12 protein-coding genes are annotated in these 12,970 nt (G+C 46.6%); 11 read left to right on the forward strand and 1 reads right to left on the reverse strand.

What is annotated here, in order from left to right:
* Positions 1 to 8 precede the first annotated feature (8 nt).
* From AC1RRX_RS14680 to AC1RRX_RS14720, 9 genes are all read left to right on the forward strand, one after another.
* Entirely contained in the window at positions 9 to 803 is a 795-nt protein-coding gene (locus tag AC1RRX_RS14680; RefSeq protein ID WP_007407895.1) for an MBL fold metallo-hydrolase, read from the forward strand.
* Positions 804 to 889: 86 nt separating this feature from the next.
* Positions 890 to 2,086, forward strand: a complete 1,197-nt coding sequence (locus tag AC1RRX_RS14685) for a S1C family serine protease (protein ID WP_061046524.1) — start codon at positions 890 to 892, stop codon at positions 2,084 to 2,086.
* 492 nt (positions 2,087 to 2,578) lie between these two features.
* The gene (locus AC1RRX_RS14690) at positions 2,579 to 2,788 is read left to right on the forward strand and encodes a winged helix-turn-helix domain-containing protein (RefSeq protein ID WP_020958101.1); all 210 of its coding nucleotides are present in this window, start codon (positions 2,579 to 2,581) and stop codon (positions 2,786 to 2,788) included.
* Positions 2,785 to 4,203, forward strand: a complete 1,419-nt coding sequence (locus AC1RRX_RS14695; protein WP_061046526.1) for a sensor histidine kinase — start codon at positions 2,785 to 2,787, stop codon at positions 4,201 to 4,203. Before AC1RRX_RS14690 ends, AC1RRX_RS14695 begins: the two co-directional genes overlap by 4 nt.
* Positions 4,204 to 4,434: 231 nt before the next feature.
* Positions 4,435 to 5,442 carry a ThiF family adenylyltransferase gene (locus tag AC1RRX_RS14700; RefSeq protein WP_042635662.1) on the forward strand — a complete coding sequence of 336 codons (1,008 nt, stop codon included), beginning with the start codon at positions 4,435 to 4,437 and terminating at the stop codon, positions 5,440 to 5,442.
* Positions 5,439 to 6,761 (forward strand): periplasmic substrate-binding domain-containing protein, encoded by a 1,323-nt coding sequence (locus AC1RRX_RS14705; protein ID WP_053104173.1) that lies wholly within the window; start codon positions 5,439 to 5,441, stop codon positions 6,759 to 6,761. Before AC1RRX_RS14700 ends, AC1RRX_RS14705 begins: the two co-directional genes overlap by 4 nt.
* A gap of 18 nt (positions 6,762 to 6,779) precedes the next feature.
* The gene (locus AC1RRX_RS14710) at positions 6,780 to 7,970 is read left to right on the forward strand and encodes an MFS transporter (RefSeq protein ID WP_014306161.1); all 1,191 of its coding nucleotides are present in this window, start codon (positions 6,780 to 6,782) and stop codon (positions 7,968 to 7,970) included.
* A gap of 27 nt (positions 7,971 to 7,997) precedes the next feature.
* Complete coding sequence (locus AC1RRX_RS14715) at positions 7,998 to 9,623, forward strand: ABC-F family ATP-binding cassette domain-containing protein (RefSeq protein WP_042635660.1); 1,626 nt, start codon at positions 7,998 to 8,000, stop codon at positions 9,621 to 9,623.
* A 13-nt stretch (positions 9,624 to 9,636) separates the two neighbouring features.
* Positions 9,637 to 10,356, forward strand: coding sequence for a cupin-like domain-containing protein (locus AC1RRX_RS14720; RefSeq protein WP_007407887.1), 720 nt, complete (start codon positions 9,637 to 9,639; stop codon positions 10,354 to 10,356).
* Positions 10,357 to 10,397: 41 nt separating this feature from the next.
* On the opposite strand, the gene AC1RRX_RS14725 is transcribed toward AC1RRX_RS14720, so the two are convergent.
* The gene (locus AC1RRX_RS14725) at positions 10,398 to 11,813 is read right to left on the reverse strand and encodes a sigma-54 interaction domain-containing protein (protein ID WP_374106816.1); all 1,416 of its coding nucleotides are present in this window, start codon (positions 11,811 to 11,813) and stop codon (positions 10,398 to 10,400) included.
* A gap of 174 nt (positions 11,814 to 11,987) precedes the next feature.
* Between AC1RRX_RS14725 and AC1RRX_RS14730 the strand changes: the two genes are divergently transcribed.
* Positions 11,988 to 12,275 carry an autorepressor SdpR family transcription factor gene (locus tag AC1RRX_RS14730; protein ID WP_119027061.1) on the forward strand — a complete coding sequence of 96 codons (288 nt, stop codon included), beginning with the start codon at positions 11,988 to 11,990 and terminating at the stop codon, positions 12,273 to 12,275.
* Positions 12,272 to 12,907 (forward strand): SdpI family protein, encoded by a 636-nt coding sequence (locus tag AC1RRX_RS14735; RefSeq protein WP_032869257.1) that lies wholly within the window; start codon positions 12,272 to 12,274, stop codon positions 12,905 to 12,907. Before AC1RRX_RS14730 ends, AC1RRX_RS14735 begins: the two co-directional genes overlap by 4 nt.
* Positions 12,908 to 12,970 lie beyond the last annotated feature (63 nt).

Genomic DNA, 12,970 nt, shown 5'->3' on the forward strand with positions numbered 1-12,970 from the left:
GAGACACAATGGGCTTGCAATTTAGCGTGCTTGCGAGCGGGAGTACCGGAAACGCGTTTTATCTGGAGACAGAGGAGCACTCTTTTCTGGTGGATGCCGGCCTGAGCGGTAAAGCGATGGACGGGCTGATGGAGAAAATCGGCCGCAAGATAGACGACGTCGACGGCATCTTTGTCACTCACGAGCACAGCGACCATATTAAAGGGCTCGGCGTCATTGCGAGAAAGTACGGACTTCCCGTCTACGCCAATGAAAAGACGTGGAAAGCGATGGAGAATCAGATCGGCAAGCTGGATACCGGACAAAAGTTTTTGTTCCCGATGGAAAGCGTAAAATCCTTCGGCGGGCTTGATGTTGAGTCATTCGGCGTCTCCCATGACGCGGCCGAGCCGATGTTTTATGTTTTCCACTACCAAGGCAGAAAGCTCGCGCTGATGACGGACACCGGGTATGTGAGCGACAGAATGAAAGGCATTATCCGTTCGGCCAATGTGTTTGTGTTTGAAAGCAACCATGATGTCGGCATGCTGCAAATGGGCAGATACCCATGGAGCATTAAGCGGCGGATTTTAAGCGATGTCGGCCACGTCTCGAATGAAGATGCGGCGCTCGCCATGACTGATGTCATCGGCGACGGCACATCGCGCATCTATTTGGCGCATCTGAGCCAAGACAACAATATGAAGGAACTGGCGAGAATGTCCGTGCAGCAGACATTGGCTGCGAAAGGATTTGTCGCCGGGGAAACGTTTCAGTTATTTGATACCGATCCGAAAATCCCGACGCCGCTGTGCGCCGTGTAATTTTTCCAAATGAATCATGATTATTAATCCCCGATCTGACCCACACTATAAGCAAATCGAGTACTCTTGAAAGGATTTGAGATAGGGTGGATTATAATCGCGATGATGAACAGTACGCCTCCGAACAGCCCCGCCGCAGCAAGAGAGGGTACTTTCTATCAAGTCTGATCGGCGTCATCTTCGGGGCCGCGCTCATGGCTTTCCTGCTGCCGTACTGGACAGGCGGAGACCATGGAGAAAGCAGCAAAAGCACCAGCCAGCGTCTCGGCAGCGAACAGGTGAAAACAGTCAACGTAAATGTCAATGACGCTGTCACGAATATGGTCAGCCGTGTATCAGATTCGGTAGTCGGCGTTCTCAATATCCAAAAGACCGATATTTGGGGAGAGGGCGGCGAAGCGGGAAGCGGGTCGGGCGTCATTTACAAAAAGAACGGAAACACTTCTTATATCGTAACCAATCACCATGTCATTGAAGGTGCGACTGAGATTGAGATCAGCCTGAAGGATGGCTCACGCGTGCCTGCTGAACTAATCGGGAGCGACCGTTTGATGGATCTCGCCGTGCTGAAGGTGAAGTCTGATAAAATCAAATCGGCCGCCCAGTTCGGCAATTCTGATCAGGTCAAAGTCGGAGAACCGGTCATTGCGATCGGAAATCCGCTCGGGCTTGAATTTGCGGGATCAGTGACACAGGGGATCATTTCAGGCACGGAAAGGGCGGTGCCCGTTGACTCAAACGGCGACGGACATCCGGATTGGAATGCGGAAGTGCTGCAGACCGACGCCGCGATTAATCCCGGCAACAGCGGCGGCGCTTTGATGGATATATCGGGCAAGGTGGTCGGCATCAACTCAATGAAGATCGCTGAATCCGCCGTTGAAGGCATCGGCCTGTCCATCCCGTCAAAGCTTGTCATTCCCGTTATTCAGGATTTAGAAAAATACGGAGAAGTCAGACGGCCTTTCCTCGGTATTGAGATGAAATCCTTAACGGATATTGCGAGCTACCATTGGAGCCAGACGCTGAAACTTCCGAAAGGCATTAAAACCGGGGCGGTCATTATGGGTGTCGACGCGTTTTCACCGGCCGGAAAAGCGGGTTTGAAAAAGCTCGACGTGATTACCGGGTTCGACGGACATAAGGTCAATGACGTTGTGGATCTCCGTGAGCGCCTGTATCGCAAAAAGATCGGTGACCGTGTGAACATCACGTTCTACCGTTCGGGAAAGAAAAAAACAGCGGAAGTCAAACTGACAGAAGCGGATCGATTACAGAAATAAAAAACAGCCCGGACATCCGGGCTGTTTTTTATTGATTTATTTGTTAATATTATACTATTATGAAAACGGGAGGTGACACACATGAAAACGGCTGATGTGATCATCGTATTGAATGAAATTGAAGGTGAATGTGAAGGAAGAATTATTTTAGAATGCAGAATTTAAGAACATGAAACATGTCATATCAAACGTCCTTTTTCAGGGCGCTTTTTTTATGCCTTTTTTCAGAAGCCATAAAAAAAGAACTGAACGCGGGTCACAACACGTTCAGTTAAAAATGGGTATATTTAGAAAAAGGCAGACATGAACTTAGAACTGGTGCTGCTGAATTGAAGCGGCAGATAATGATTTTTATTTGCAGATTGCTCCGTTTTCAGCGTTTCCTTTTACCAATTCAGCTTAGATTCCGTTTTGTTTCAGATAAAAGCGAATAATAGAAGGGGAAGCGAAAAAAATAAACACAGGCTGATACATCTAAGGAGAGACTGCATCATGGAAAAGTTGAAAGGCATCAAGCTGAGTGCAGACGGCGAGTCTGCGCTCATTGATTCTTTAACGATGGGGCTTCATTACGGAACGGTCCTCGGGGAAGACAATATCGTCGAGGTGTACATCCGTTCTTTGCGCGAAAAGCTGAAGGATAAAGAACACAAGGTGATTCGCACGGTTCGGGGCGCCGGGTACAGGATGAATCTGGCATGAAACGGCTGTACAGAACCCTGCGGTTCCAGCTCCTGTTCAGGTCACTGGCGATTTTGGCTTTGCTGTTATGTTTCATCGGCGGTACTCAGTACATGTTTATGACACGGACGATGTATGAAAATCAGGCGATCAGCATTCAGAGTGATATCAATTCAATGGATCAAAGCGTATGGAGGTCAATCAAAACCCTTGCCCGTTCCGAAACACCGGCTCATCCGAATTTGATTTACCCCGGGGTGACGGTTGCTTTTATCAATCAATCATACAAGATGTCTGTTTTATCAGAAGACCCGCACGCGGGGGCCGCTCCTTCTTTCCCGAAAAAAGTGTACCGGGATGCGCTGACAGACACCATGGCGCTTCACTATCAGGTGGCTCACAATGAGGCGGGTGAGGAAATCATCGTCGTGTTTCAGGCGATTTCCGTTGACGGAAGGCAGGCGGGAGTTGTGCAGATGAGCACGCTGACACAGCCTTTGAATGATTCGCTTTTCCGCCAGATCAGCATTTTCGCGGTGCTTTCCTTTGCGGCTTTGGTCATCGGACTGTTTGTTTTCTTGCCGGTGATCCGGCTCACACTCAAGCCGCTGTCCCGCATTGTGCGTATGATGGGTGACATTTCTGCCGGCAGTCTCGATAAACGGCTGCCGATCGATAGGAAGCAGGCCGAAATTGAGTCGCTGGGCATCTCCATCAATCAGATGCTGGAACGGATTGAAACCTCTTTTCAGGCGGAAAAAGAAGCGAAGGAGCGCATCCGGCAGTTTGTATCAGACGCATCACATGAGCTGAGAACGCCGCTTACCTCCATTCACGGCTGTATCGAAATTTTAATGCGCGGAGCGGCGGAGAAGCCGGAGCAGAAAGAAAAAGCGCTTCAAAGCATGTACGCGGAATCCGCCAGGGCGAATAAGCTGATAGAGGATCTTCTGTTTCTCGCGCAGATTGACCGGGTGCCGAGCTTTGAAATGAAAAAAGGCGCATTGGGAGACGTCATTTTGGAAATGGAGGCTCAGCTGAAGCTGCTCGCGAGAAACCGGAAGCTCGAGTTCTTTGTTGATCAAAAGATAGAAGCCGTTTTTGACAAAGACAAAATGAAGCAGGCCATTCTCAACCTCTTTTACAATGCGGTGCAGCATACGGATGAAGACACGGGTGTCATCACCGTCTCCCTGCAGAAAGACGGAGGAATCATGCTTATGATTGCGGATAACGGAACGGGAATCGCTCCGGAGCATGTGCCTCATTTGTTTGACCGGTTTTACAGGGCGGAAACCTCCCGATCCCGTCAATCCGGCGGCGCGGGGCTGGGTCTTGCCATTACAAAAACCATTATCGACAGCCATAACGGAACAATTGAAGTGAAAAGTGAGCAGGGAAAAGGCTCCGTTTTCATCATCCGGCTGCCGGGATAAACCGCGCAGAAGGAAGAAAAATCACAATTTATATATAAATTCTAAATTTTCAAAAAATAACTTGTCCTTTTCCAATATTGGTGATAATATCTAGTTATTGGTAAAGGGGGTGTGTACTGATGAAGATTGAAGAACTTGATCTTGATACAGAAACAGCAAGCTTGGTGCATCGTTGCTAGTAAAGCCGTGACTCCCCTCATTGGGGAGTTATTATCTTTCAGGGGGTATGTCATGATGTCAACGTACTGTAAGCGCTGGAAGTTTAAAGACAGCGTGCAGGTGCTGACCTACACGGCGCATATTATCATTCAATATCGAAAGGCGATTAAGCTTGCGCATACGAGTGAGATCAAAGAGGCGGTTGAACGGCTGATCATCGGCTGTGAAAAACAAGAGCTTTCTGATCTTCTGGGAGAGGAAGCGGGAAACCAGTTTTTCGATGCGTTAATGAAATTGGATGCTTTAATAGAGCCATGGCAAAACGGCCGTGAAGGCCGCATCACTGAAAAGCAGCTGTACCATTTTGAGAAATACAACCAAAACCCTAATCTGATCCAAAACAGATTAGACGGCAGCAGGGCAGCGATCGTGGGTCTGGGGGGCGTCGGAACGATCATTCTTCAAAATCTTTTGGCGGCGGGCATGCAGCATTTTATTCTCATTGATTTCGATGCCGTATCAGTACATAACCTGAACAGACAATTCGTCTATAATCAATCTTCTGTAGGCAAATTAAAGATCTCAGAATGCAGAGATTATATTGCGGGTATCAATCCCCATGCGGACGCAGCACTTTACCATCAGGAAATTACACAGCCGCAGGACCTGCGTGTGTTAGATCCGTACGAAATTGATATCGTCATAAATGCCGCTGACAAACCCCATAACATTTCTGAATGGGTTTACCGGTATTGTAAGGAGCGGAATATCGCGTTTATGACCGGGGGTGTCGGCAGCTTCAGCGGCCAATGGGGGCCTCTGCTCACGCCTGAATCCTATCAATCCGGCGTCACCTATGAAAAAAACATGCCGGCCGGACTTCTGAACTGTTACCCCGATGAACCGATCAAAGGTTCCTTAGGAGCGACAAACGGTATTATATCCTCGTTTATGTCTCATGACATTATCACATACCTTGCAGGCGGAAGCCCGAAATCCCTGAATACCCGCATCGGCCTGGACTTTGACGGCCTTCATATTACAGAAACGAAGCTTTCTCAAAAGGAAAGCGCTTTATGAAGACGATGCATCGTACGGCGAGAAAACCAGGCGACCCTCTGAAAATAGAAATCGACACAAGCCCGATACGCTTGAACCCATTAGATACGCAGGATTACACAAGCAAGATGATGTGCAGCATTATGTATGAAAGCCTGCAGGACGGCTATAACTGCCGAATCATCCGCAAAGATCCCCGCACCTGTCAGGTGGACATTCACCCGGACTATTTAGGCGACGCCGAGGGTGTGGTTCAAACGATCATCTATCATCTGACGAAAGAAAATCAAAGCCCCCATCTCGGCAGTTTCCTGAACATAAAACAGGCCGTTCCGTATGTAAAAGGCCTCGTCTCTTCCGATCAGCTCGGGGTGAACGTAACGGGCGAAAAACGCTTTGAAGTCACCTTGGACGAGCCGTCTGATGAAATAGAAGCCGTTTTGCAGAGCGGCTTTCTGATTCCGGGGACCGCCGGGGGCGATGTGCCGGAAAACGGCCCGTACCGATTCAAGCGCACGTTTGAGAAGGGGCTGGAATTTGAGCGGAATCCGCAATATAAAATGACGCCCGCGGATCACCGCACGGTTCAGACCATCCAATTTATTTTGAATGTTGATCTGGAAAAAAGCATCGGGCTGTACGAAGCGAATCAAACGGACGTGACCTGCCACACCCAGTTTCATCATTCAAACATGAGGTATCGGCAGTATGCTGATTTTAAAGAAAATCATTTGCCGATGTTATTTACCTTCAAGGTAAAGGACGACATGCTGAGAACTTTCATTCAGCATTATTTTGATAAACAAAAGCTGGCCGGGGATTTGGGGCATATCATCACACCGACTGATTCACTGATCGGTATATGGGAAAGCGGGAGGACACCGCAGAAAGATCCGCCCCTTTTGACAAGAGAAGAACCGATCCGAATCGTTTATGCCGATTATTATCCCAACGGAGAGATCATTGAAAGGCTGGCTGATTTGTTTCGGCGGGCCGGAGCGGACGTGTCCGTCTCCCGCGTCAGTCATTTCAATGATTATTACCATATGGATAAAAGCGGGTTTGATATTGAGCTCCATTTGTTCCTGCCGGCTTACATGCATGAGCTGAGCTATATCAAATATTTCATCCGCGACATCAGCGATCCAGAGAAGAAAAAAACGATCATTGATGCCATAGGATCTGAAAAAAAGAAGGAACTTTTTGGGTTATTCGAGAATACAACCCATTATTGCCCAATTTGTTTTGGGAAAAGTCTGTATCTGCAAGATCCATGTATAGAGGGTTTTAGTGTAAAGACTGACGGGCTCCTTTCTGTTCATGATGTTAAATGCAGATAGCTGGAAAGGGGTATTCATTTGCGGAATCGAAATTTGCTTTACTTCTCCGGTTTTTTCGGAAACTTCTTTTTCGAACGGGGAATTTGGATTTTATATTTAACAAGCATGAATTATTCATTATTTCTTGTGGGCATCCTGCAATCGGTCCTGAATTTGGCGATGTTTCTGGCGGAAGTGCCGAGCGGCGTCATCTCGGACAGAATCGGGAGAAAAAAATCGCTCTTGCTCGGCCATTTTATGGTCATTGTCTATTTGGTGATGTTCCTGAGCTTCCACAACTTCATCGCCCTCTTCATCGCCCATATTATATACGGTATCGGGCTGACGTTTATATCAGGAACGGATCATGCCTTTTTGTTTGATTCACTGAAAGAACAAGGGAAAGAAAAGTGGTACGGCAAATCCATCGGAAATTATAACGGACTTGTCATACTCGGTCTTGCGATCGCCATGGGCATCGGCGGCTACTTGCAGGAAATATCATGGTCGTATGTGTTTATCGCCGGGATTGTCACTCAGCTGATTGCAATGGCGGTCATTACACAGCTGACGGAAATTAAATTTGAAAACAGTGAACACGAAACGCAGACGGTCGGTGACATCTTAAAAGAAGTCAAAGATTTCTTCAGGCTGAACAAAGCCTTTAAATATCTGGTGCTGTCACTCTCCGTTTTCTTTGCGATTACATCGGTTTTTTATATGTACGGACAAGATCTGTTAAGTCAGGAAGGGCTGTCCGTGCGCAATATATCCATTATTTTTGCGGGACTGTCCATCTTGCAGGCGCTGTGCTCCATCTTTTCTTCCAAGCCGGCGGAAAAATTCACGCCGAGGCGCGTGCTTCTGCTGACATTCTGCATCATCGGGGCGGCCTACCTGTTTATACCTTCGGGCAGTCTGTACGTGACGATTGCAGCTTTTGTCGTCATTAACGCGCTCTATGATGTGATAGAACCCGTATCCAGTCAGGTGGTGAATAATGAGATTCCGTCCAGAACGAGAGCCACGCTGCTGTCCATTATCAGTTTGATGACCTCGCTCTTCATGTTCATTGCCTTTCCGTTTATCGGATTCTTAACGGACTATTTTGATTCAGCTTTGCTGCTGACCGCAATCGGGGTATTATCCATCTTATTGTCGCTGTTTATGATGCTCAGCTTTTACAAACTGAAAGCGAGCGTCGCCATCCAGAATAAAGTTGAGCTTTGAACCAGAATGACAAAGGGATGATGTGAGTTGCTGAATATTCATAATCTTACGGTAAATCTAGCGGGAGATACGATTTTCAAACAAGTTTCTTTTTTCATCAATGAAGGCGAAAAAGTGCTTGTGGCCGGGCCGAACGGTTCCGGCAAAAGCACGCTGTTCAGGGTGCTTTCCGGAGAGCTTGAGGCAGATGAAGGAACGATTGCGATCAACAAAGGGGCGAAGGTCGGTTTGCTGAAGCAGATCGCTGATCCCAATGAGGATCTGACGTTGTATCAATATTTGGAAAAATCGTTTGAAGCTCTAGCGGCGATCCAGAAGGAAATGAAGGCCATTGAGCTGAAGCTTTCGGAACCGATGAGCGATGACGAGCTGACTGCTTTATTGGAAAAGTACAGTCAATACACGGAAACATTTGAGCGGAACAACGGCTACCAGATGCACGCGATGATTGACGAGGTATGCAACGGGCTCAGCCTCAGCGAATTAAAGGATCAGCCGTTTTCAAAGCTGAGCGGCGGCGAAAAAACAAAAGCCGGCCTTGCCGAAATTTTAATCCGCAACGACGACGTTATACTGCTGGACGAGCCGACCAACCATTTGGATGTCCATGCGATTGAGTGGCTTGAAGGGTTTATTAAAAAATCGAACAAAACCATTCTGTTTACGACCCACGATAAAACGTTTGCCGACCAAACGGCGATGAAGGTGCTCGAGATTGACGATACCGAGGTGAAGATTTGGCCTTACGGATTCAGCGAATACTTGAAAAAGCGGGAAGAATTCATCATCGCCCAGTTTGAGAAATATGAAGAACAGCAGAGAAAAATACAGAAGATGAAGGAATCCATCGCCCAGCTGAGAGATTGGGCCAACCGCTCAAATCCGCCGTCTGTCGGCCTGCACAGACGCGCGAATAATATGGAAAAGGCACTGAAAAGGATCGAGCTGATCAATAAGCCGGTCCGGACGGAGCAAAAATTAAAAAACGCATTTCAGGAAGCGGGCGCCGGTTCAAAAGATATTGTGTTCATTGAAAACGGAAAGGTGACCAACGGATCTTCCCTTTTATATCAAAATGTGAATCTGCGCATAAAGCATAAAGACAGAATCGGCATCGTCGGCAGAAACGGCGTCGGCAAAACAACGCTGATCCGCTGTATCATCGGGGAAAGAGAACTGTCGGACGGCACCATTAAAGTGGGAGAAAATCTTAAAATAGGCTACATTGATCAAAAGAGCCATGTCGGAGATTCGAGTCAGACGATTCTGCAATTTTTTAAAGAAAATCTGCTGACTGAAGAGGGCATGGCCCGGAATATGCTGGCCAAGTACGGATTTTACGGGTCGTCAGTCTTTAAAAAACTTTCCGTCCTGTCGGGCGGTGAGAGAATCAGGCTGAAGCTGTCCATCTTAATGGAAAAAAAGCTGAATGTCCTGATCCTGGATGAGCCGACCAACCACTTGGATATTGAATCTCAGGAAATTCTCGAAAACAGCCTGATGCAGTTTCAAGGCACCATCATCTGCGTTTCTCACGACAGAAACCTGCTGGAGAAGTTCAACAAGATTTTCTGGCTTGAGAATCAAAACGTCACCATCTTTTCAGGTCCATACAGTTACGCCAAACAAAAAAAACGGCAGATTGCCGAATAAAAGGGGAATGGATATGACCATTGACAGACTGACAATCAATGAGTTATCGTACGATCTTTTTGTAAGCGAGTATGCTGATAAGAAACCTTTTATTTTGACGGGGGCAATGGATCACTGGGAATGCAGGCCGTGGACGCTTGAATACATTGATGAACACTATGGAGACAGAATGGTCACCATCCGGAAATCAGATATCGAAGGGGTCAAAACGTTTAAACAAGTAAAGCTTTCCAACTATATCGAGTACATTGATCAGAATGATGACAAATGGTACTGTGACTGGAATTTTACGCAGCTGAACCAAAATGACTTAGACCTTGTCTATTCCGCACCCGAGTATTTTACAAAAGACACATTGAGAGCGGATGAAGAAACGGGACGGGACTGGAAATGGTTCTTTCTCGGTTCTAAGCAGACAGGCACACCGCTGCATCAGGATTTTAACAACACGCACGCGTGGAACGGCGTCATTTTCGGGGAGAAGGAATGGATCTTCTATCATCCGGACGACTCTCCGTATTTGTACGAAGGAAATATCAATGTCTTTGATGAAAAAGACATTGAGCAAAAACCGCTGGTGCAAAAGGCGTCTCCGATCCGCTTCAGACAAAAGGCGGGAGAAATCATTTACGCGCCGCGCCATTGGTGGCATCAAGTCGAGAATACGGAACATACATTGGCAGTGAGTGAGAACTTTTGGTTTACCGGAGAGCGGCTTGCCAATCAGATATAAACGAAAGGCTGAGGAGCATCTCAGCCTTTTTTTGTATGGATTCATTTCATCCGGTCCAGACCGAATTTTTTCAGGCGGTATTGCAGGCTCTGTCTGCTGATTCCGAGCTCGTTTGCCGTTTTGGATATGTTATTGCCGTGTTTTCTCAGGATCTTTTCGATCATGTATTTTTCGAAGTTTTCCATTTTGTCTTTTAAATCGGTGCCGGGCTGGGTGCTTGCGGCGGCTTTGGTTTCCGTGTCAGCCGGTTTGATTTTCATCCGGTATTGGTAAGGCAGGTGGGCCGCCGTAATCGTCGTTTCATCCGTCATAAAGTTCATGGCGCCTTCAATCATATGTTCAAGCTCGCGAATGTTGCCCGGCCAGTCATATTCCAAGAAGAATCGCTGCACATCGTCACTGATCGAATCGACATGCATTTGGAACAGGTGATTGTTTTTCTGGATAAAGACTTCGGCCAGTGGCAGAATGTCCTCCTTGCGCTCCCGGAGCGGCGGAATGATCAGCGTGACAACGCTTAAGCGGTAGTATAAATCTTTGCGCAGCCGCTCTTCCGAAATGGCGGTGATCGGGTCTTCATTCATCGTGGCGATGATGCGGACGTCAATCGGTTTGTCCTGCGCTGATCCGATGCGCCTGATTTTCTTTTCCTGAAGGGCGCGGAGCAGTTTTGCCTGCAGGCTGAGGTTGAGCGAGTTGATCTCATCAAGGAGCAGGGTGCCTCCCTGCGCCTGCTCAAATAAGCCGGGCTGGTCGATGGCTCCGGTAAAGGCGCCTTTTTTCGTGCCGAATAAAATACTTTCGACCAGGCTATCCGGCAGGGCGGCGCAGTTTTGTGAGATGAACGGGGCGCCTGAGCGCTGGCTGCCGTTGTGAATGCTTTGGGCGAACAGTTCCTTGCCCGTTCCCGTCTCGCCGGCCAAAAGCACCGATGATGATGTGCGGGTTGCCCGTTTCGCGTTTTCGATGACTTCCCGAATGACCGGGCTGTTGCCGAGAATACTGTCAAACGTGTAGCTGTTCTGTTCTTTCCTGTGCATGTTCTCCCTGATCAGCCGTTCGAGCTTGGTGACGTCCTTGGCGATTTCCACGGCTCCCTTGATCTCGCCGTTTTGCACAATCGGGAAGGTGTGGTTGATCGTCGTGATTTCCTGGCCTTTGTTATTGAAATAGCTTTGCTTTACGTTTTTAATCGTTTTGCCTTCTTGAAGGGCCTGAACGAGCGTGCTGTCCTGCTGATTGGAAAACATAAATACATCAGTCAGGTTTTTATGCAGGACGTCCCGTTCATCCATATCTTCAATCTGCATCATTTTCTTATTGTAAATGACGGTGCTGCCCTTTTCGTCCACCACATGCAGCCCGACATCAATCTCTTCCAGAATGCTTTGTAACACGAGTGTGTAAAATTCGCTGGTTGTGTGCAGGTCAATTCCCCCTCCCAATCGTCTTAACATTCATTATTTTAAAATAAATCGAACGGGAAACGCAAAAAAATTTTGCGCTTGGACGATGTTTAAAAATAAATGGAAATTAAGGTAATAAAACCATTGACTTTTTTAGGGAAATGGTTGATATTTAGATATATACTTAAATATCTAAATTATGTATGTATGAGAGGGGGAAAGTTTTTGAATAAAGCTTTTAAAGCACTGGCCGATCCTACAAGGAGAAGAATTTTGGATTTATTAAAGAAACAAGACATGACGGCTGGTGAAATTGCGGAACACTTCGACATGTCAAAACCCAGTATTTCTCATCACCTTACCATATTGAAAAATACTGATTTGGTTTACGATGAGAGGAAAGGCCAATTTATTATGTATTCATTAAATACCACTGTATTACAGGATCTTATAGGCTGGTTCTTTTCTCTGACTGATTCAGAACATGATAATAAGAAAGGCGGGGAATCATGAAAAAATATCTCTTTTCAGCAGGAATTATAGTTTTAACTGTTTTCACATGGGTTTGCACATATTCATCTTTACCAGACAATTTGGCGACACACTGGGGATTAAACGGAAGTGCAAATGATTACCAAACGAAAGCTAATGCGATGATGATGCTTATTGGCATCATGATTATTCTATATATTTTAATGGTTATCATCCCTAAGATTGATCCTAAAAATAACTACAAAACATTTATCCGGCCATATATGGCTATATTTAATACAATGTTTGCGGTTCTGTTTGTCATTAATCTGATTACCATCTTGACCGGCCTGGGATATGATCTCCCTATATCTTATTTAGGAAACTTTATAGTGGGAGTCATTTTCATGGTGTTTGGAAACTTCATTCAGATCGTTAAGCCTAATTTCTTTTTAGGGATAAGAACACCTTGGACGCTGAGCAGTGAAAGCGTTTGGAAGGATACACACAGGGTTAGTTCGAAACTTTTTGTCTTAGCGGGCATGCTCATGATGCTTGCAGCTTTTTTGCCGCCGGTGTATAGAGTGTCAGTCATTTTCATGGCTGCAATCGGCTGTATCATATTATCTTTACTATATTCTTACATTGTATATCAGAGACAATTGAATAAATAACTGTTGAGTAGGAGCAATCTAATTGGATTGCTCCTATTTTGTCAGCGGGAAACGCAAAAAAAT

It is taken from the genome of Bacillus sp. GW821-FHT11D08 (assembly GCF_058808515.1).